Annotated in this window: 20 protein-coding genes; 17 read left to right on the forward strand and 3 right to left on the reverse strand. The window is 59.3% G+C overall.

Annotated features, from left to right (window positions below):
- Positions 1–61 precede the first annotated feature (61 nt).
- The 4 genes from inhA to AB4N47_RS14090 all read left to right on the forward strand — a co-directional run bounded on the left by inhA (position 62) and on the right by AB4N47_RS14090 (position 4,146).
- Positions 62–748, forward strand: a complete 687-nt coding sequence (inhA, locus tag AB4N47_RS14075) for an isonitrile hydratase (protein WP_341637970.1) — start codon at positions 62–64, stop codon at positions 746–748.
- A 209-nt stretch (positions 749–957) separates the two neighbouring features.
- Positions 958–1,749, forward strand: a complete 792-nt coding sequence (locus tag AB4N47_RS14080; RefSeq protein ID WP_341637971.1) for a CPBP family intramembrane glutamic endopeptidase — start codon at positions 958–960, stop codon at positions 1,747–1,749.
- A gap of 102 nt (positions 1,750–1,851) precedes the next feature.
- Positions 1,852–3,417 (forward strand): methyl-accepting chemotaxis protein, encoded by a 1,566-nt coding sequence (locus AB4N47_RS14085; RefSeq protein WP_341637972.1) that lies wholly within the window; start codon positions 1,852–1,854, stop codon positions 3,415–3,417.
- A 204-nt stretch (positions 3,418–3,621) separates the two neighbouring features.
- Positions 3,622–4,146 (forward strand): hypothetical protein, encoded by a 525-nt coding sequence (locus AB4N47_RS14090; RefSeq protein WP_341637973.1) that lies wholly within the window; start codon positions 3,622–3,624, stop codon positions 4,144–4,146.
- Between the two features lie 247 nt (positions 4,147–4,393).
- Here the strand turns inward: AB4N47_RS14090 and AB4N47_RS14095 are convergent, their stop codons facing one another.
- Positions 4,394–4,747 carry a DUF6124 family protein gene (locus AB4N47_RS14095; protein ID WP_016773880.1) on the reverse strand — a complete coding sequence of 118 codons (354 nt, stop codon included), beginning with the start codon at positions 4,745–4,747 and terminating at the stop codon, positions 4,394–4,396.
- A 1,199-nt stretch (positions 4,748–5,946) separates the two neighbouring features.
- Positions 5,947–6,627 carry an alpha/beta family hydrolase gene (locus AB4N47_RS14100; RefSeq protein ID WP_341637974.1) on the reverse strand — a complete coding sequence of 227 codons (681 nt, stop codon included), beginning with the start codon at positions 6,625–6,627 and terminating at the stop codon, positions 5,947–5,949.
- 90 nt (positions 6,628–6,717) lie between these two features.
- Between AB4N47_RS14100 and ccoN (AB4N47_RS14105) the strand changes: the two genes are divergently transcribed.
- The 10 genes from ccoN (AB4N47_RS14105) (at position 6,718) to AB4N47_RS14150 (ending at position 14,817) form a co-directional block, all read left to right on the forward strand.
- Positions 6,718–8,142: a cytochrome-c oxidase, cbb3-type subunit I gene (ccoN, locus tag AB4N47_RS14105; RefSeq protein WP_217879672.1), complete on the forward strand. Its 1,425-nt coding sequence runs from the start codon at positions 6,718–6,720 to the stop codon at positions 8,140–8,142.
- 10 nt (positions 8,143–8,152) lie between these two features.
- Complete coding sequence (gene ccoO, locus AB4N47_RS14110; protein WP_003223389.1) at positions 8,153–8,761, forward strand: cytochrome-c oxidase, cbb3-type subunit II; 609 nt, start codon at positions 8,153–8,155, stop codon at positions 8,759–8,761.
- A 3-nt stretch (positions 8,762–8,764) separates the two neighbouring features.
- Positions 8,765–8,962: a cbb3-type cytochrome oxidase subunit 3 gene (locus AB4N47_RS14115; protein ID WP_041479081.1), complete on the forward strand. Its 198-nt coding sequence runs from the start codon at positions 8,765–8,767 to the stop codon at positions 8,960–8,962.
- Positions 8,959–9,912: a cytochrome-c oxidase, cbb3-type subunit III gene (gene ccoP, locus AB4N47_RS14120; RefSeq protein WP_341637975.1), complete on the forward strand. Its 954-nt coding sequence runs from the start codon at positions 8,959–8,961 to the stop codon at positions 9,910–9,912. The genes AB4N47_RS14115 and ccoP (AB4N47_RS14120) overlap by 4 nt, the downstream gene beginning before the upstream one ends.
- Positions 9,913–10,393: 481 nt before the next feature.
- On the forward strand, positions 10,394–11,836 hold the full coding sequence (gene ccoN, locus AB4N47_RS14125) for a cytochrome-c oxidase, cbb3-type subunit I (RefSeq protein WP_024012334.1): 1,443 nt from the start codon (positions 10,394–10,396) through the stop codon (positions 11,834–11,836).
- Complete coding sequence (ccoO, locus tag AB4N47_RS14130) at positions 11,836–12,444, forward strand: cytochrome-c oxidase, cbb3-type subunit II (protein WP_007917161.1); 609 nt, start codon at positions 11,836–11,838, stop codon at positions 12,442–12,444. The genes ccoN (AB4N47_RS14125) and ccoO (AB4N47_RS14130) overlap by 1 nt, the downstream gene beginning before the upstream one ends.
- Before the next feature lie 5 nt (positions 12,445–12,449).
- Positions 12,450–12,635, forward strand: coding sequence for a cbb3-type cytochrome oxidase subunit 3 (locus AB4N47_RS14135; RefSeq protein ID WP_122700475.1), 186 nt, complete (start codon positions 12,450–12,452; stop codon positions 12,633–12,635).
- Positions 12,632–13,615 carry a cytochrome-c oxidase, cbb3-type subunit III gene (gene ccoP / locus AB4N47_RS14140; RefSeq protein WP_024012333.1) on the forward strand — a complete coding sequence of 328 codons (984 nt, stop codon included), beginning with the start codon at positions 12,632–12,634 and terminating at the stop codon, positions 13,613–13,615. Before AB4N47_RS14135 ends, ccoP (AB4N47_RS14140) begins: the two co-directional genes overlap by 4 nt.
- Before the next feature lie 528 nt (positions 13,616–14,143).
- Complete coding sequence (locus AB4N47_RS14145; protein WP_038861980.1) at positions 14,144–14,398, forward strand: type II toxin-antitoxin system Phd/YefM family antitoxin; 255 nt, start codon at positions 14,144–14,146, stop codon at positions 14,396–14,398.
- Complete coding sequence (locus AB4N47_RS14150) at positions 14,398–14,817, forward strand: type II toxin-antitoxin system VapC family toxin (protein WP_341637976.1); 420 nt, start codon at positions 14,398–14,400, stop codon at positions 14,815–14,817. The genes AB4N47_RS14145 and AB4N47_RS14150 overlap by 1 nt, the downstream gene beginning before the upstream one ends.
- A 38-nt stretch (positions 14,818–14,855) precedes the next feature.
- On the opposite strand, the gene AB4N47_RS14155 is transcribed toward AB4N47_RS14150, so the two are convergent.
- Positions 14,856–15,860 carry a metallophosphoesterase family protein gene (locus AB4N47_RS14155; RefSeq protein WP_445941203.1) on the reverse strand — a complete coding sequence of 335 codons (1,005 nt, stop codon included), beginning with the start codon at positions 15,858–15,860 and terminating at the stop codon, positions 14,856–14,858.
- A gap of 474 nt (positions 15,861–16,334) precedes the next feature.
- Here AB4N47_RS14155 and ccoG point away from each other — a divergent pair, with 474 nt between their 5' ends.
- The 3 genes from ccoG to AB4N47_RS14170 all read left to right on the forward strand — a co-directional run bounded on the left by ccoG (position 16,335) and on the right by AB4N47_RS14170 (position 20,890).
- Positions 16,335–17,750, forward strand: coding sequence for a cytochrome c oxidase accessory protein CcoG (gene ccoG / locus AB4N47_RS14160; protein ID WP_041479087.1), 1,416 nt, complete (start codon positions 16,335–16,337; stop codon positions 17,748–17,750).
- Between the two features lie 13 nt (positions 17,751–17,763).
- A complete protein-coding gene (locus tag AB4N47_RS14165) occupies positions 17,764–18,303 on the forward strand; it encodes a FixH family protein (protein WP_056784237.1) in 540 nt (179 codons plus the stop codon).
- Positions 18,304–18,439: 136 nt separating this feature from the next.
- Positions 18,440–20,890, forward strand: a complete 2,451-nt coding sequence (locus AB4N47_RS14170) for a heavy metal translocating P-type ATPase (protein ID WP_341637977.1) — start codon at positions 18,440–18,442, stop codon at positions 20,888–20,890.
- Positions 20,891–20,905 lie beyond the last annotated feature (15 nt).

Here is a 20,905-nt window from a genome sequence, read left to right on the forward strand (position 1 = left end):
ATGCGCCAGAACCTACGCGCCTACAGTGCAGTCGTCCACTTCTTTCAACGGAGCAAGAACGATGACGCTGCAGATCGGTTTTCTGTTATTCCCGCAGGTCCAGCAACTCGACCTGACCGGCCCCTACGATGTGCTCGCCTCGTTGCCCGGCGTGCAGGTGCATCTGGTCTGGAAGGACCTGATGCCGGTGACGTCCAGCACCGGCCTGCTGCTGAAACCGACGACAACTTTCGAGGATTGCCCGGATCTGGACGTTATCTGCGTGCCCGGCGGCAGTGGCGTCGGGCCGCTGATGGAAGATCAGCAGACGCTGGATTTCATCAAACGCCAGGCCGCGCAGGCACGTTACGTGACCTCGGTGTGCACCGGCTCGCTGGTGCTCGGCGCGGCGGGTCTGTTGCAGGGCAAGCGCGCGACCACGCATTGGGCGTATCACCAGTTGCTGCCGACCCTGGGCGCGGTTGCGGTGAAGGATCGGGTGGTACGCGACGGCAATCTGTTTACCGGTGGCGGAATCACTGCCGGGATCGATTTTGCCTTGGTCTTGGCAGCGGAACTGGTCGATGCCGATACGGCGCAACTGGTGCAGTTGCAACTGGAATATGCCCCGGCACCGCCGTTCAACGCTGGGAGCCCGGACGTGGCGCCGAGCGCGGTGATCGATGAGGCGCGGTTGCGCGCGGCGCCTTCGTTGAAGTTGCGTACCGAGATTACCGAGCGCGCGGCGGCCAAACTGGGCCTGCGCTGATATCCAGCCGAATGCAAAACCTGTGGGAGCGAGCCTGCTCGCGAAAGCGGATTGTCAGTCGCCAGTGACGTCATCTGGAAGACCGCTTTCGCGAGCAGGCTCGCTCCCACATTTGATTTGTGTCTGGCATCACTGCCACACCTTCACTTGTCCCACCTCCCTCGCCCGTGTAGAAAGCCCCTTCCAGAAATCTCGCACAAGGACTTTCGATGAAGGCGTTGCCCTGGCTTTATCTCGCGCTGCTCAGCCTCGGTTACGGATTGGCCCTGAGCTACGGCCAGCTCGGTTGGCTGGCATTGATCTCCGTGGGGCTTTTGCTGTTCGCCGCATTCGCCGTGCGTCAGCAACAAGTACCGTTTGCGCGCTGGCTTGGCCATGGCCTGTTCATCGTTTTGGCGGTGGCACTGGCGCTGCACTGGCTGCCGGGCTTCGCCAACGGCCGGGTGATCAATCCGCAACGTTTGACTGACAACGCCGTGCCGTTCGCGATGTACCTCAATCTCGACAAACCGCTGGTGGGCTTCTGGTTGCTGCTGGTTTGTCCGTGGATTGTCGCGCGGCGTTCGTTGCGCCTGACGGTCTATGCCACCGCCCTCGCCCTGACGCTGTGCGCGATTCTCGCCCTCGGCGGCGCATTGTTGCTCGGCGTGATCGCCTGGGCGCCGAAATGGCCGGATCAGGCCTGGCTGTGGGTGCTGAACAATCTGCTGCTGGTGACGCTGGTCGAGGAAGCCCTGTTTCGCGGCTATATACAGGGCGGACTCAGCCGTCGCTTCAAGCACCTGCCCTACGGCGACAACCTCGCGCTGCTGTTGGCCTCGCTGCTATTTGGTCTGGTGCATGCCGGTGCTGGCTGGACCTGGGTGTTGCTGGCGGGACTGGCCGGGGTCGGCTATGGTCTGGCCTACCGTTTCGGCGGACTGGGCGCGGCGATCGCCACCCATTTCGGCCTGAACCTGTTGCACTTCGGCCTGTTCACCTATCCGATGCTGGCCAGTTGACGCAAGCGCGGTTCTGCGACGCCGTACTTAAATCTGAAAAAAAACTTCAATAAAAACCTGTCGGCGCCGACAACCATTCAAAGCCTTGCGGATTGAAAAACCATGCGTAACAACCAGCCCATTACACAACGCGAGCGGACCTTTCCAGCTCAGCAACGGTTGATTTCCACCACCGATGCCAAGGGCGTGATCACCTACTGCAACGACGCGTTCGTTGAAATCAGCGGATTTTCGCGGGAGGAACTGATCCGGGCGCCGCACAATCTGGTCCGTCACCCTGACGTGCCGTCGGCGGTGTTCTCGCACATGTGGGGCACACTGAAACAAGGCTTGCCATGGATGGGCATCGTCAAGAATCGCTGCAAATCCGGTGACCACTATTGGGTTAACGCCTATGTAACACCGGTGTTCGAAGGCAATCAGGTGATCGGTTACGAGTCGGTGCGCGTCAAGCCCACCGCTGAACAGATCCGCCGCGCCGAAGCGCTCTACCAACGCATCAACCAGGGCAAGTCGGCGATTCCTTCGACGGACAAATGGCTGCCGCTCCTGCAGGACTGGCTGCCGTTCATTCTGGTCAGCCAGCTGAGCTTCATGATCGGCGCGACGCTGAACTCGCAGTGGGGCTTCGCCCTCGCCGCCGGTCTCTCGGTGCCGCTGGGCCTGATGGGCCTGCAATGGCAGCAACGCGGGCTCAAGCGTCTGCTGCGCCTGGCCGAACAGACCACCTCCGACCCGCTGATCGCGCAGATGTACACCGACAGCCGTGGCGCGCAGGCGCGTCTGGAAATGTCGATCCTCAGCCAGGAAGCACGCCTGAAAACCTGCCTGACCCGCTTGCAGGACACTGCCGAGCACCTGACCGATCAGGCCAAGCAGTCCGACGCCCTGGCGCACAACAGCTCGACCGGTCTGGAACGCCAGCGCGTGGAAACCGAACAGGTCGCCACCGCCGTTAACCAGATGGCCGCCACTACCCAGGAAGTCGCCAGCCACGTACAGCGCACCGCTGACGCCACCCAGGAAGCCAACCGCCTGACCGGGCGTGGCCGCGACATCGCCGGGGAAACCCGCGAAGCGATCCAGCGCCTGTCGGTGGTCGTCGGCGAAACCGGCGTGACCGTGACGCAACTGGCCAAGGACAGCGACGAAATCGGCGGTGTGGTCGACGTGATCAAAGGCATCGCCGACCAGACCAACCTGCTCGCCCTCAACGCTGCAATTGAAGCAGCGCGTGCCGGTGAAATGGGCCGTGGTTTTGCGGTCGTGGCTGACGAAGTCCGCCAACTGGCGCAACGCACCAGCGAATCCACCGGCCAGATTCATGCCCTGATCGCCAAGTTGCAGCAGACCGCCTCCAGCGCCGTGCAAACCATGGAAGCCGGGCATCGCCAGGCCGAAGAAGGCGTTGCACGGGTCTTGGAAGCGGATCAGGCACTGGTCGGCATCAGCGAAGCAGTGGCCAACATCACCGACATGACCACCCAGATCGCCGCCGCGACCGAAGAGCAAAGTGCCGTGGCTGAAGAGATCAGCCGTAACATCAGCAATATCTCGGAACTGGCGGATCAGACGTCCGAGCAAGCGCATAACTCGGCGTTGTTGAGTGAAGAGCTGACGAAGACGGCCAACACGCAGTATTCGTTGGTGGCGCGGTTTAACCGCTGATTGCTCTAGCAGGATAAAAAAACCGGACAGCTAAAGCTTCCGGTTTTTTTATTACCTGAAACAAAAAAATAAGCAAAAAGCACATTCTGCGAACTATGTCTAGCTGACAACTCTGACAGTAGACAACATTTTAGAAACTGAATATCTATGAATTACCGTCCGATCAATCGACGGGATCCCCCTACGAGACAGAAGGATTTCATCGTGAACTTCAGAGATTTTTATAACAAAAATAACATCCCGCAGATAAATAACTTCGAAACAGAGGACAACGAATTTCAGTGGCAGATCGATTCTTTATCAACCGAAGCCCAAAGAACATTATTCTATAACTCAAGCACGACAACTGATAACTCATGGATATTTTACGGCTCCGTAGGCACCGTTGATTCAGAGGATCTTTTTGGTTTTATGCTCGCAGTGCCGTATATCAACGAGGACATCCTGGAAGGCACTTATACGCTTGCAGCGGGCTTGTACTGTGACCACAGACATTCAATAAAGAAGGGCGAACTTAAAGGCTGGCGAGTTATCGCGGCGGGTGATGCGACACTGAGCATTAAGCTGGATCCTGTAAAAGGGACTGTTGAAGGCGAATTCGAAGCGACATTTGCAAAAACAAAACCCGACGAAACCCCCGAACAAATAAGACCCAAAGGTACTTTCAATTTAAAAAGAGATGATCTGAAAGCCAAACAATATTTTGAGGCATTGCCGGATACTGTTTGATATACCGCAAAGAAATAGCGGGAAGTTGGCCTGTGATTTTGGTGTTGTCTGGGATGCCGCTTTCGCGAGCAAGCTCGCCCCCCCCCATTTGGACCGGGTGCATCAGTAAGAGGCCGGTTGGTCGTCAGGCCAACATCGCGAGCAGGCTCACCCTACATCCGATATGCGGTGACCACAGATATGTGCCCGACGACGATCCCCTGTGGGAGCGAGCCTGCTCGCGAAGAGGCCATAAAAGCCAGCGAACTTATTGAGGCAGCTTCAGTTTGTCCAGTAACCGATTGACCAACAGTTCGTTCAGCATGATCACCTGTTGCAGCGCCAGCAGCGGTTTGCGCTCCGGGCCGCCTATCGAGTTGGCGATGTTACCGGCCATGGCATGGGCGTATGAAAGCGACTCGCAGGCCTCGACCAACAGGGTTTCGTCATCCAGCGTGGGGTCGACAACGTAGATCGGGCGATATTTCGGTGAACTTGGCGGGGCTGCCAGGTCTTCAGGTTTGAGGTAGTAATCGAGGGCGCGGTCGGTGGCTTCCTGGATTTTTTGCGGGTCTAGTGCGCGGTCGTGGGAGGGTGGCGGGTTGGGGGTTACTTTGAACATAGATGAAGCTCCTACTTAGAAAAATAAGGAGTCATCACTCTCGCTACCAAACGAGGGTGGCGACCATACGCAGGTTGGTAGACCGGTCTAAGCAGGAAACCCGGCGCTCCCGAAGGAGCCCCACGCATGGCCACCATAAATCGAGTCTCTACAGAGACTGCATATGGCGTCATGACGCTTAGAGACGGGCTACCAAACCCGATCACTGCCTTTTGTCAGTGACCGAGAAACGATATAGCCAACCTCATAGCCGCGTAAGCCGGCGGATTCTGGCGTAGGCGTAGGCAATAGCGCAAGAAGTTGTAGCCGGGATGGCGTAACGGATCGTGTAGTTTAAACGTGGCTATTTGATGATGTTTAAGTGCAGGGATTGCCTCTGACAGGCAGGTGGTTTGAGGTCGTCTGGAAGGGAGCTTTCGCGAGCAGGCTCGCTCCCACATTTGGATCGGGTACATCAGTGGGGGATTGGTCGACTTGGAGGCTGCCATCGCTGGCAAGCCAGCTCCCACAGGGATTGAGTCCGGCCGGTAGATAGTGGTCGGCTGTCAGGCCGCCTTCGCGAGCAAGCTCGCTCCCACAGAAAAGCAAAACAGCGCAGCTGCCCGCGGCAAAGCCGCACCACTCAACAATGAGCGTTAGCTCGAGTGCTCTCCCACAGGGATTGAGCCCGGCCGGTGGATAATGGTCGGCTGTCAGGCCGCCTTCGCGAGCAGGCTCGCTCCCACAAAAAGCAGAAAAGCAAAGCAGCGCAGCTGCCCGCGGCGAAGCCGCCCCACTCAACAATGAGCGCAAGCTCGAGTGCTCTTGATCTTGATCCACCGGCGACGTCGGAAGGCTGAGTGGAGGGATTGATCCGGGGGTGGGAGCGTAGCGACCGTCTGGCGCAGCCAGACACAGCGGAAGGAGGTGCAGCGAAGCAAACCGGAGCCGCTGCGCCCGGATCGATCCCGGAGCGAAGGAACCCGAGCTTGCGAGGGCCGAACGTAGGAGCTAGCGTTTTTTGCTTACTTTTTTCGGCGCTTGTAAAAAAGTAAGTCGCCGTCAGGCGAAACCGCCAGCCGCAGCTCCCGAAGCAACGGATATGCCCCCAAGAGCAAGATCAAAAGCTACCCCCCCCCAGATCAAACCCTCTTCCCCAAGGGGGCGAGGGGGAAAGGGAGCTGATCTTCATGCAACGCAAAATCCGGCCCGACTCAAAATCAGTCACGGAGAAATTCAGCCACCCTCTGCGCAGCACCCGCCAAATGATCGGAGTGCGTAAACCCAGAAACCTTCAGCGGCTTCAAATCATGATCCCCCGCCACCAACCAAAACACCTCAATCCCCGGCGCTAACGAATACCCCTCAACCGCCTCGCGATTCCCCAGAGCATCCCGCTCCCCCTGCACAATCAACGCTCGCGTGCGCAACGAAGCCAAATGCTCAACCCGAGGCTTCTCCGGCTTCCCCACCGCATAAAACGGATACCCCAGACACACCAACGCATCCACCCCCAACTCATCCGCCACCAGACTCGCCATCCGCCCGCCCATCGACTTGCCGCCAACCGCCAAAACCCCAGCGACATGACGCCGCACAAGCGCAAACACCTCCCGCCAACATTCCTGCAACCTGCCAGCAGGATTCGGCGGCCGCTTCACCCCATCCACCCGCCGCTGCGCCATATACGGAAACTCAAACCGCAACACGTTGACCCCAAGCCCGGCAAGGCGCCCAGCCATGTCGTTCATCCACTCGCTATCCATCGGCGCCCCCGCCCCGTGCGCCAGAATCAAGGTTGCCGAAGCCTCACCGACAGCGGCATCCCAAAGCCACCCATGATCGCGCACACACTGCGCCCATTGATCCCCGTCAATACTGGCCTTGTGCTGTTTGTCCATGCTTGCCTCGCTTTTAGTCTGCCTATAACTCCAGACGAAGGATTCGCGCCGTTTGCGCGCTCACTTCGGCTGAACCGTGGATGGGGAACCATGAACACTTCTATCAGTACCGCCTACAACTACAAGGTGGTCCGCCAATTCGCCATTATGACGGTGGTGTGGGGCATCGTCGGCATGGGCCTCGGGGTTTTTCTCGCGGCGCAATTGGTCTGGCCGGAACTCAACTTCAATCTGCCCTGGACCAGTTTCGGCCGTCTGCGCCCGCTGCACACCAACGCGGTGATCTTCGCCTTCGGTGGCTGCGCGCTGTTCGCCAGCTCTTTTTATTCGGTGCAACGCACCTGCCAGACGCAACTGTTCGCGCCGCAAATCGCCGCGTTCTGCTTCTGGGGCTGGCAGCTGGTGATCCTGTTGGCGGCGATCAGCCTGCCGCTGGGTTACACCAGCTCCAAGGAATACGCCGAACTGGAATGGCCGATCGACATCATGATCACCATCGTCTGGGTTGCCTACGCGATCGTGTTCTTCGGCACGATCATGCAGCGCAAGACCAAGCACATCTATGTGGGCAACTGGTTCTTCGGCGCGTTCATCATCACCGTGGCGATCCTGCACATCGTCAACAACCTTGAATTGCCGGTGAGTTTCACCAAGTCCTACTCGGTGTACGCAGGTGCAACCGACGCCATGGTGCAGTGGTGGTACGGCCACAACGCTGTGGGCTTTTTCCTCACCGCCGGCTTCCTCGGCATGATGTATTACTTCGTGCCGAAACAGGCCGAGCGTCCGGTGTATTCATATCGCCTGTCGATCGTGCACTTCTGGGCCTTGATCACCCTGTACATCTGGGCCGGCCCGCACCACTTGCACTACACCGCGCTGCCGGACTGGGCACAGTCGCTGGGGATGGTGATGTCGCTGATCCTGCTGGCACCGAGCTGGGGCGGCATGATCAACGGCATGATGACCCTCTCGGGCGCGTGGCATAAGTTGCGCAGCGACCCGATCCTGCGCTTCCTCGTGGTGTCGCTGGCGTTCTACGGCATGTCGACCTTCGAAGGGCCGATGATGGCCATCAAGACGGTAAACGCCCTCTCCCACTACACCGACTGGACCATCGGCCACGTTCACGCTGGCGCCCTCGGCTGGGTGGCGATGATTTCGATCGGCGCGCTGTACCACATGATCCCGAAAATCTTCGGCAAGGCGCAGATGCACAGCGTCGGCCTGATCAATGCGCATTTCTGGCTGGCGACCATCGGCACCGTGCTCTACATCGCCTCGATGTGGGTCAACGGTATCGCCCAGGGCCTGATGTGGCGCGCAGTCAACGAGGACGGCACGCTGACCTATTCCTTCGTCGAAACCCTGGTGGCCAGTCATCCGGGCTTTGTCGTGCGACTGATCGGCGGGGCGATTTTCTTAAGCGGCATGTTGCTGATGGCCTACAACACCTGGCGCACCGTGCGGGCCTCGCAGCCTGCCGACGTCGTCGCTGCCGCGCAGATGGCCTGAGGAGTCCGCCATGAAACACGAAACGATTGAAAAGAACGTCGGCCTGCTGATGCTGCTGATGGTGTTCGCCGTGAGCATCGGCGGCCTGACCCAGATCGTCCCGCTGTTCTTCCAGGACGTCACCAACAAACCGGTGGAAGGCATGAAGCCCTACACCGCGCTGCAACTGGAAGGCCGCGACATCTACATCCGCGAAGGCTGCGTCGGTTGCCACTCGCAGATGATCCGCCCGTTCCGCGCTGAAACCGAACGCTACGGCCACTACTCGGTTGCCGGCGAAAGCGTCTGGGATCACCCGTTCCTGTGGGGTTCGAAACGTACCGGTCCGGACCTCGCCCGGGTCGGCGCGCGTTACTCGGATGACTGGCACCGCGCGCACTTGTACAACCCGCGCAACGTTGTGCCGGAATCAAAGATGCCGGCCTATCCGTGGCTGGTCACCCAAGCGGTCGACAGCAGCCACACCGAAACCAAGCTGAAAACCATGCGCACCCTCGGCGTGCCGTACACCGACGACGACATCAGCGGCGCGGTCGCCAGCCTCAAGGGCAAGACCGAAATGGACGCCCTCGTTTCCTATCTGCAAGTGCTCGGCACTGCGATCAAGAGCAAGAGGTGAGCCATGGTCATTGAGATGAGCACTGGCCTGATCCGCGGTTTGGGCACGGTTGTCGTGTTTGTAGCGTTCGTCGGCCTGACCTTGTGGGTGTTCAACCGCAAGCGCACCCCGGAATTCGCCGAAGCACGCCTGCTGCCGTTCGCCGACGAGCCACTACCCGAAACAATTTCAGCCCCTGAAACAAGGAGTACCCGGCCATGACCACCTTCTGGAGTACGTGGATCTGCGTACTGACCATTGGCAGCCTGATCGGCCTGACCTGGCTGCTGATCGGCACCCGTCGGGGCGAGACCAAGGGCAGCGTCGACCAGACCATGGGCCACAGCTTCGACGGCATCGAGGAGTACGACAACCCGCTGCCGCAGTGGTGGTTCATGCTGTTCGCCGGCACGTTGGTGTTCTCGGTGGGTTATCTGATTCTCTATCCGGGCCTGGGCAACTGGAAAGGCATCCTGCCCGGCTATGAGGATGGCTGGACCGGCGTGCACGAATGGGAAAAGGAAATGAACAAGGCGGACGCCCGGTTCGGGCCGATCTTCGCCAAATTCGCCGCCATGCCCCTGGAAGAAGTGGCCAAGGATCCGCAGGCGCTGAAAATGGGCGGTCGTCTGTTCGCCTCCAATTGCTCGGTGTGCCACGGCTCGGATGCCAAGGGTGCGTTCGGCTTCCCTAACCTCGCCGACAGCGACTGGCGCTGGGGCGGCGATGCCGAGACGATCAAGACCACCATCATGGGCGGCCGCATGGCGGCCATGCCGGCCTGGGGCGAAGTGCTCGGTGAGGCCGGGGTGAAAAACGTTGCCGCCTACGTGCGCCACGAACTCGCCGGCCTGCCGCTACCTGCCGACAGCAAGGCAGACCTGCAAGCCGGGCAGCAGGCGTTCAGCACCACGTGCGTGGCTTGCCACGGCGCAACTGGCCAAGGCACCCCTGCCATGGGCGCACCGAATCTTACCCACCCGGCCGGCTTCATTTATGGCACCAGCCTGACCCAACTGGAGCAGACCATTCGCCATGGTCGTCAGGGGCATATGCCGGCGCAGAATGAATTGCTGGGCAACGATAAAGTGCAATTGCTAGCCGCTTATGTGTACAGCCTTAGCCACGGATTGAACACAGCAAAACTGATAACTGAAGACAACAAAAAATAGCAATTGCGTACACCACTGCCGCAGCTTTCTCGCTGCGGCAGTTTCCCGCCCCTTTGCGACGCATTGTCGCACCCCTTGGATCCTCTCCTTTCGGAACCCCGGATTCGGGTCTACGCTTCATCGAAGCGGACCGGCTGAAGTCGGTTTCCAGATCAATCCCGAACGATGCACGCCGTGAACCGGCTGATGGATTCGCCGCAAACGCAGGTAGATAACGGCTGTTGCGCCGATTGCCCTCAATCCCCCGATCACGACCTGTGAACGGGCACCGTTGACGGCGATCCGGATTGCGGGCTTTTTACGCCCACTGCGACATTTTGTCAGAGGCCATTTTTGACCCTACGCGGCGCATGGAAAGGCCGCAGAATCAGCGTTGGGAAGCATTGACCCAGGTCATGGCGCGTTGCAATGACCCCCTGCTTTATACATACTTGCGGCCGATTTTATCCCTATAAAAATACCCAAACCGTGGAACCTTAGAATGAGCACAGCAATCAGTCCGACTGCTTATAACTATAAGGTAGTCCGCCAGTTCGCCATCATGACGGTGGTCTGGGGGATCCTTGGCATGGGGCTCGGTGTCTTCATCGCCTCGCAACTGGTCTGGCCGGAACTGAACTTCGGTCTGCCGTGGACGAGCTTTGGACGCTTGCGCCCGTTGCACACAAACCTGGTGATTTTCGCCTTCGGCGGTTGTGCACTGTTTGCCACTTCCTACTATGTCGTGCAGCGAACCTGCCAGACGCGACTGATTTCCGACAGCCTCGCGGCCTTCACCTTCTGGGGCTGGCAAGCGGTCATCGTCGGCGCAATCATTACCTTGCCGCTGGGTTACACCACCACCAAGGAATACGCCGAACTGGAATGGCCGATCGCGATTCTGCTGGCGATTGTCTGGGTCACTTACGGTCTGGTGTTCTTCGGCACCATCACCAAGCGCAAAACCAAGCACATCTACGTTGGCAACTGGTTCTACGGCGCGTTCATCGTCGTCACCGCGATGCTGCACATCGTCAACCACATGTCGCTGCCGGTCAGCCTGTTCAAGTCGTATTCGGCTTACTCCGGTGCCACTGACGCGATGATCCAGTGGTGGTACGGCCACAACGCGGTGGGTTTCTTCCTGACCACCGGTTTCCTCGGGATGATGTACTACTTCGTGCCGAAACAGGCCGAACGTCCGATCTACTCCTATCGTCTGTCGATCGTTCACTTCTGGGCGCTGATCACCCTGTACATCTGGGCCGGCCCGCACCACCTGCACTACACCGCCCTGCCGGACTGGGCACAATCGCTGGGCATGGCGATGTCGATCATCCTCTTGGCGCCAAGCTGGGGCGGCATGATCAACGGCATGATGACCTTGTCGGGCGCCTGGCATAAGTTGCGCACCGACCCGATCCTGCGCTTCCTCGTGGTGTCGCTGGCGTTCTACGGCATGTCGACCTTCGAAGGGCCGATGATGGCGATCAAGACCGTCAACTCGCTCTCGCACTACACCGACTGGACCATCGGCCACGTACACGCCGGCGCCCTCGGTTGGGTAGCGATGATCTCGATCGGCGCGATCTACCACATGATTCCGAAACTGTTCGGCCGGGCGCAAATGCACAGCACCGGGCTGATCAATGCGCACTTCTGGCTTGCGACCATCGGTACCGTGCTCTACATCGCGTCGATGTGGGTCAACGGCATCACCCAGGGCCTGATGTGGCGTGCAATCAACGATGACGGCACCCTCACCTACTCGTTCGTCGAAGCGCTGCAGGCCAGCCACCCGGGCTTCATCGTCCGTGCGCTGGGCGGTGCTTTCTTTGCCAGCGGCATGCTGCTGATGGCTTACAACGTGTACCGCACCGTTCGTGCGTCGGATCCGGTTGAAGCCGAAGCCGCCGCCAAGATTGCCGTCGTTGGAGCTCACTGATGAAGCATGAAGCTGTCGAGAAGAATATTGGCCTGCTGGCCTTCTTCATGGTCATCGCCGTCAGCGTCGGTGGCCTGACCCAAATCGTTCCGCTGTTCTTCCAGGACGTCACCAACAAGCCGGTAGAGGGCATGAAGCCGCGCTCGGCGCTGGAACTGGAAGGCCGCGACGTGTACATCGCCAACGGTTGTGTCGGCTGCCACTCGCAGATGATCCGCCCGTTCCGCGCTGAAACCGAACGCTATGGCCACTATTCGGTTGCCGGTGAAAGCGTCTGGGATCACCCGTTCCTGTGGGGTTCCAAACGTACCGGTCCGGACCTGGCCCGTGTGGGCGGTCGTTACTCCGATGACTGGCAACGTGCGCACTTGTACAACCCGCGCAACGTGGTCCCCGAGTCGAAAATGCCGGCTTACCCGTTCCTCGTGGAAAACAAGCTCGACGGCAAGGAAACCGCGAAAAAAATGGAAGTCTTGCGCACCCTCGGCGTGCCTTACACCGACGAAGACATCGCCGGTGCACAGGATGCCGTGAAGGGCAAAACCGAAATGGACGCGCTGGTGGCCTATCTGCAAGGCCTGGGCACCATCATCAAAAGCAAACGGTGAATCTGATGGATATCGGGATGATTCGAGGCCTGGGCACCGTGGTCGTGATGGTGGCTTTCATCGGTCTGGCTTTGTGGGTGTTCAGCCCCAAGCGCAAGTCGGAATTTGAAGACGCGACCATGCTGCCTTTCGCCGATGATCCCGAAGCCGTCAAGCACGTCGAGCAAGCTTCTAGGAGTAACAAAGAATGACTACATTCTGGAGTCTGTACGTCACAGTCCTCAGTCTCGGTACGATCTTCGCCCTGACCTGGCTGCTGCTGTCGACCCGCAAGGGCCAGCGCAGCGAACAGACGGACGAGACGGTCGGCCACTCCTTCGACGGGATCGAGGAGTACGACAACCCGCTGCCGAAATGGTGGTTCATGCTGTTCGTAGGCACCATCATTTTTGCGCTGGGTTATCTGGTGCTGTACCCGGGTCTGGGCAACTGGAAAGGTCTGCTGCCGGGCTACAACTATCTGGATACCGAGAAGCAGACCGCGTTCGCCAACGGCCAGACCGGCTGGACCGGCGTCCACGAGTGGGAAAAGGAAATGGCCCGTTCGGACGCTCGCTTCGGTCCGATTTTCGCCAAGTTCGCGGCGATGCCGATCGAAGAAGTTGCCAAGGATCCGCAAGCACTGAAAATGGGCGGCCGTCTGTTCGCGTCCAACTGCTCGGTGTGCCACGGTTCCGACGCCAAGGGCGCCTATGGCTTCCCCAACCTGACCGACGCCGACTGGCGCTGGGGCGGTGAGCCGGAAACCATCAAGACCACCATCATGGGCGGCCGCCACGCGGTGATGCCGGCATGGGCTGAAGTGATCGGTGAGCAAGGCGTGGCTGACGTAGCGGCCTTCGTGGTGACCAACCTCGACGGGCGCAAACTGCCGGAAGGCACCAAAGCCGACCCGGCCAACGGCCAGAAACTCTTCGCCGCCAACTGCGTGGCTTGCCACGGCCCTGCCGGTAAAGGCACCCCGGCCATGGGTGCGCCTGACCTGACCCATCCGGGCGCATTCATCTACGGCTCGAGCTTCGCGCAACTGCAGCAGACCATCCGCTACGGCCGTCAGGGCCAGATGCCGGCGCAGGAACAACTGCAGGGCAATGACAAGGTGCACCTGCTGGCGGCGTATGTTTACAGCCTGTCTCACGGTGAAAAAGCACCGGAGGCGAAGGCTGAGTAAGGCCAACGCTTGAAGCAAAAAAGGCCCCGCCAATGGGAATTGGCGGGGCCTTTTTTCATGCTGGCATTCACGATTCGAAACGCTTGCTCGATGGACCTGAGCTGAAATGCACGGTAGGTTTTTTTTCGCCCCGACAAGCCATATCGGCTCCACTTCAAGGATGAAGCCCCAATGTCGAAAGATGACCGAAGCACACTGCAAAATCAGCCTCAACCCGGCTCTACCCATAGGGCAGGGTTCGAACGAACATCTGTGAAACCGTTACTCGAGGTATCACAGCAAACCATGAACAGCCCCGGTGACGGTGGCGGACTCGACGGCCTCGGCGGCGGTAGATTGCTCTGACAAGGGCAGCAAAAACACCGAGTTTACGCCCCATATCCAGTGCCTCACGCCTTGGCGGGAGGCGCTTTCGCCGGTGCCCTTATGAAAGTGACAGACCGATCGTCCTCTACCCGCCTTTCCGATTGCGGGGGAAATCTCAAGGTAGTAACGTTCCTACATCAGAATTTCTGGAGGCCAAACATGATGGCCATCACCACTATTTCCAGCCGCGAGTTCAACCAGGACACCAGTGCAGCCAAAAAAGCCACGCATCAAGGTCCAGTGATCATTACTGACCGAGGCAGGCCTGCCCACGTGTTGCTCAGCATCGAGGAGTACCAGAAACTGACGGGTTGCCAGACCAGCATCGTTGAGCTACTGGCAATGCCGGATGCGCTTGAAATCGAATTCGAACCCGAGCGCGCCGTCATCACTCCTCGCAGCGTGGACCTTTCCTGATGTTTCTGCTGGATACCAATGTAGTTTCCGAGCTGCGGAAAAACCAAGCCGACAGGCATGTGGTGAAATGGGCAAACAGCATTTCCCCAGCCAGCCTGTATCTATCCGCAATCACTGTGCTGGAACTGGAAACGGGCGTCCTGCGTATCGAACGTCGTGACCCTTCACAAGGCCAGCTGCTGCGCAACTGGCTGGAACATCATGTCAAACCGGCGTTCTCTGGCAGAATCCTGCCGGTCGATAGCAGCGTCGCCATCCGGTGCGCACGATTGCATGTTCCCGACCGCAGCAATGAACGCGACGCCTTGATCGCCGCCACCGCGCTTGTACACGGGCTTACGCTGGTAACTCGCAACATTGCGGACTTCCAACACAGCGGCGTCAATCTGATCAACCCATGGATCGCTGCCAACAACTGACTGATGAAGACCCCGCCCTATCAGCGGCGGGGCTTTTGTCAGGGGCGTTGGGCAAAGATTGAATGCACCACAGTGGTGTCGATCAACGTTCGATTGCGCCATTGGTTGTTCTTCACCAGGTACACCTGGAGTTGCTTGCGATCCTCAGTGAAACTGGCAATCAGATAGGTTTGCTGAGAGGTGCTGCCACTCAGGTACATGGGCACGTTACCTTCCTGATAGGCATCACCTCCGTCCTCGTGCAAATGGCCGGCAAAAATCGCCGTCACTCGATATTTGTTGACCATGTCGTGGAAGCGTTTCTGTTGCGCCTGGGTTCCCATGTGGTTCAACGGTTTATGCATGTTGATGATGATGGCGTAGCCCGACGCTCGCGCCAGCCTGAGATCCGTCTCGAGCCAGTCCAGTGCATCGTTGATTTCGAACGTCGTCGGGTTCAATGGATGAGCAATGCGGGCGGTATAGGTCGGTTCGTTGTTGAGCTGAACCATATGCACTTCGCCGATATTTTTCGAATAGGCGAGACTGCCGGAATAGGTCTTGCTCAGAAAGCCACTGGTAATCTTCAGATCGAAGTTATCGACCTTACCTTCATGATGCTCTTTGAACTCGACGATACTTCCTGCCGCACAGCTATTGCTAAAGCAATCATCGACATTGTTTTCATAGTCGTGATTACCAAGCCCGTAAAGATATTCGCCCTTGAAATGTTTATCCAGCAGATCCTTCATGAACGAGCGCTGCCAGCCATGCCCAAATGCGGTTATATCACCATTGATCATCAAGGGAACCTGCGCTTGAGAGCCGTGTTGATTTCTGAATTCGGCAATGCTCGCAAGTTGGGTTTCCACCAGCCATTTCGAGCGCTCTTTGAATTCGGAATCGGATTCGGGTATGCGGCGATCGGTCTTGTCCGTCCACGGATATTGAGTATCCGAAGCAAACACCATGTGTTTCGGCATGTCAGTGGTGGCCTGAGCGGTAATAGCCGAAGCTAACATCCAGGCACCCACAAAGATGCTCTTGAGATTATTAAAATTCATGCTTTTAAATTCCATTTAAGTTAACTATCAATACGCAAAAGAATTTCGCGAGAGCAAAACTTATGCGAACACAGCTAAAACTTCAAAGCATTCATAAACAACAATCAAGTTTATATGTTTCAGACCCAACAACTTGCAACAGGCAGCCAATTCAATCTATGGCTCTTGTAGCCGAAGTGGCAACGACGGACGATTTGTCGTTCAACTTGCGACATCGACGGTTGTTGCTTGGACAAGCGATTGAAAAGATGAACTAGCCGCTTCGGCAAAACCGTCCATACTCAACAAGTCAATTGATCTGCGTCAGGCTTTTGCGCAATCGCTACACCATCCGCATTTTTTACCCAACGCGACCAAAGGTCGCACCCTTGAGCCAGAGCGGCAGGCGTATCATCACGCTACTGCAACAGCCCTTTTTGACTTCGGTTGGCACGTATCGACCGAGGCATTTTTCCACTGCCGTGGGATGCAATGATGAGCAATCAGATTCCGGTACACGACGTCACGCCGCCGAGCAAGAACGCGAACAACAGCGTCGATCTTTATGCCTCACGAGAAAAAATCTACACCCGTGCCTTCACCGGCCTGTTCCGCAATCTGCGGATGCTCGGCGGTGCGGCGTTGTTTCTGCTGTATTTCGGCACGGTGTGGCTGAACTGGGGCGGTCACCAGGCGGTGTGGTGGAACCTGCCGGAGCGCAAGTTCTTCATCTTCGGCGCGACATTCTGGCCACAGGATTTCATCCTGCTCTCGGGGCTGTTGATCATTGCCGCGTTCGGCCTGTTCTTCATCACTGTCTATGCCGGGCGCGTCTGGTGTGGTTATACCTGCCCGCAGAGTGTGTGGACGTGGATTTTCATGTGGTGCGAAAAGGTCACCGAAGGCGACCGCAACCAGCGGATCAAGCTCGACAAGGCGCCGATGAGCGCCAACAAATTCCTGCGCAAGCTGGCCAAGCACTCGCTGTGGCTGCTGATCGGTTTTGTCACCGGCATGACCTTTGTCGGTTACTTCTCGCCGATCCGCGAACTGGTCATCGAATTCTTCACCGGTCAGGCCGATGGCTGGTCGTATTTCTGGGTCGGTTTTTTCACCCTCGCCACGTACGGCAATGCCGGCTGGTTGCGTGAGCAGGTGTGCATCTACATGTGCCCGTATGCGCGCTTCCAGAGCGTGATGTTCGACAAGGACACGCTGATCGTTTCCTACGACCCGCGCCGTGGTGAAAGCCGTGGGCCGCGCAAGAAAGGCATCGATTACAAGGCGCTGGGGCTGGGCGATTGCATTGACTGCACGATGTGCGTGCAGGTCTGCCCGACCGGCATCGACATCCGCGATGGCCTGCAGATCGAGTGCATCGGCTGCGCTGCGTGCATCGATGCCTGCGACAGCATCATGGACAAGATGGATTACCCGCGCGGGCTGATCAGCTACACCACCGAACACAACCTCTCCGGGCAGAAAACCCATAAACTGCGACCGCGCCTGATCGGCTATGCCGTGGTGCTGCTGGCGATGATCAGCCTGTTGGTCGCTGCGTTCTTCATGCGTTCGCTGGTCGGTTTCGACGTCAGCAAAGACCGCGTGCTGTACCGCGAAAACGCTGAAGGCCGGATCGAAAACGTCTACAGCCTGAAGATCATGAACAAGGATCAGCGCGACCACACTTACCTGCTGCAAGCCGAGGGCCTGCCGGACCTGCGCCTGCAAGGCAAGCGCGAGATCAAGGTGGCCGCCGGCGATATCGTCAGCATGCCGGTCGAGTTGTCCAGCGCACCGGAACAACTGCCATCGAGCACCAACGAGGTGAAATTCATCCTCAAGGACGCCGATGACAACAGCGTCCACGTTGAAGCCAAGAGCCGATTCATCGGCCCACAAATCCGTTGAGAGAATTTTGAACATGCCCGCTGCAAACGCCGCAAGTCCCTGGTACAAGCACCTCTGGCCGTGGATCATCATCGCGATTCTGGCCTGCTCGGTGGCCTTGACCCTGTCGATGGTGACCATCGCGGTGAACAACCCGGACAACCTGGTCAACGACAACTATTACGAAGCGGGCAAAGGCATCAACCGTTCACTGGATCGCGAGCTGCTGGCGCAAACCCTGAAGCTGCGTGCAGCGGTGCATCTGGATGACGTGACCGGGGAAGTCGATCTGCGCTTGAACGGTGACAGCCAGCCGCAAACCCTGGAACTGAACCTGATCTCGCCGACCCAGCCGGAGAAGGATCGCAAGATTGTTTTGACCCGCAGTGGCAGCGAGAGCGGGCGCTACATCGGCCAGTTGAGCGACAAGGTTGAAGGTCGGCGGTTTGTCGAATTGCTCGGAAGTCAGGATGAGCACGTGTGGCGCATGTTCGAAGAAGAGCTGGTCAGCCATGACAAGGAACTGCTGCTGGGTGACGAGCCATTGCAGGGCGCGGAAGACCTGAAAAAATAAGCCTTTTACTCTGATCGTTCCCACGCTCTGCGTGGGAACGCAGCCAGGACGCTCCGCGTCCCAGCCGAAGCGGACGCGGAGCGTCCGGGGAGGCATTCCCACGCGGAGCGTGGGAACGATCATCGGAACGCGCACCATGACCAGCCCAACCCCCTGCTACCACTGCGCCCTGCCCGTCCCGTCCGGCAGCCGCTTCACCGCCGTCGTCCTCGGGCAGGCCCGCGAGTTCTGCTGCCCGGGCTGTCAGGCGGTGGCCGAAGCCATCGTCGCCGGTGGTCTGCAAAGCTATTACCAGCACCGCAGCGAAGCCTCGGCCAATCCCGAAGCGCTGCCGGTGCAACTGAGCGATGAACTGGCGCTGTACGACCGCGCCGACGTGCAGCAACCGTTCGTGCGCCACGAAGGCGATCTGGCCGAAACCACCCTGTTGATGGAAGGCATCAGTTGCGCCGCTTGCGGCTGGCTGATCGAGAAACACCTGCGGACCCTGCCCGCCGTCGCCGAAGCGCGGTTGAACCTGTCCAACCATCGCTTGCACGTACGTTGGGCCGACTCACAATTGCCGCTGAGCCAGATCCTCGCCGAGCTGCGCCACATTGGTTACGCTGCACACCCGTACCAGGCCGACCGCGCCAGCGAACAACTGGTCAGCGAGAATCGTCTGGCCCTGCGCCAACTCGGCGTCGCCGGTCTGCTGTGGTTTCAGGCGATGATGGCGACCATGGCCACTTGGCCGGAATTCAACATCGATCTGAGCCCGGAGCTGCACACAATCCTGCGCTGGGTCGCGCTGTTTCTCACCACACCCATCGTGTTCTACAGCTGCGCGCCGTTCTTCAAAGGCGCGATGCGCGATTTGCGCACCCGACACCTGACCATGGACGTTTCAGTTTCACTGGCGATCGGCAGTGCTTACATCGCCGGAATCTGGACGTCGATCACCGGGGTCGGCGAGCTGTACTTCGATGCGGTCGGCATGTTCGCGCTGTTTTTGCTCGCCGGGCGTTATCTGGAACGCCGCGCCCGCGAACGCACCGCTGCCGCCACTGCGCAACTGGTCAACCTGTTGCCGGCCTCGTGCCTGCGCCTGGATAGCGATGGCCAGAGCGAACGCATCCTGCTCAGCGAGTTGCGCGTGGGCGAGCGGATTCTGGTGCAGCCGGGCTCGATTCTGCCGGCTGACGGCAAGATCATCGACGGCCAGTCGAGCATCGACGAATCGCTGCTGACCGGCGAATACCTGCCACAGCCACGCACGCTCGGTGATGCGGTCACTGCGGGCACGCTCAACGTCGAAGGCGCATTGACCGTCGAAGTGCAGGCGCTGGGACAGGACACGCGTCTCTCCGCGATCGTGCGCCTTCTCGATCGCGCTCAGGCGGAGAAACCGCGTCTGGCGGAAATCGCCGACCGCGCCGCGCAATGGTTTTTGCTGCTGTCGCTGATTGCTGCGGCAGTGATCGGCCTGCTGTGGTGGCAGCTGGACCCAGCGCGGGCGTTCTGGATCGTCCTCGCCATGTTGGTGGCGACCTGCCCCTGCGCGCTGTCGCTGGCGACGCCGACCGCCCTCACCGCCGCCACCGGCACCCTGCACAAACTCGGCCTGCTGCTGACCCGCGGTCATGTGCTGGAAGGCTTGAACCAGATCGACACGGTGATCTTCGACAAGACCGGCACGCTCACTGAAGGTCGCTTGGTGCTGCGCTCGATTCGCCCGCTCGGCAGGCTCGACAGCGAGCAATGCCTGAGCCTCGCCGCTGCGCTGGAAAACCGTTCGGAACACCCGATCGCTCGCGCTTTCGGCCGTGCGCCGCTGGCCGCCGAGGACGTACACAGCACACCGGGGCTGGGCCTGGAAGGCGTGGTCGGTGAGCAACGCTTGCGCATCGGTCAGGCCGAATTTGCCTGCGCCCTGAGCGGCGCGGCACTGCCGTCAATGCCTGATGAAGCCGGACAATGGTTGCTGCTCGCTGACACCCACGGGCCGCTGGCGTGGCTGGTGCTCGATGATCGTCTGCGTGACGACGCTCCCGCTCTGCTCGCGGCCTGCAAGGCGCGGGGCTGGCGCACCTTGTTGTTGTCCGGCGACAGTTCGCCGATGGTCGCCAGTGTCGCCGCCGAACTGGGCATCGACGAGGCCCGTGGCGGCTTGCGCCCCGATGACAAACTGCAAGTGCTGCAACAACTGCACAAGGAAGGACGCAAAGTGTTGATGCTTGGTGACGGCGTCAACGACGTGCCGGTACTGGCTGCGGCCGATATCAGCGTGGCCATGGGCTCGGCCACCGATCTGGCGAAAACCAGCGCCGATGCGGTGTTGCTGTCCAACCGCCTCGACGCCCTGGTGCAAGCATTTACACTGGCGCGACGCACGCGCCGGGTAATCATCGAAAACCTGCTGTGGGCAGCGCTGTACAATGGCCTCATGTTGCCGTTCGCCGCCCTCGGCTGGATCACTCCGGTGTGGGCGGCGGTCGGCATGTCGATCAGTTCGCTGACCGTGGTGCTCAACGCCCTGCGCCTGACTCGCCTGCCGAGCGCGCCGGCCGCCGGCAGCACGCCCCAAACCCGTCCGCTGCCGGCCTGAGCCGCGCGGGCCTGG

It is taken from the genome of Pseudomonas sp. S3_G06 (assembly GCF_054667565.1).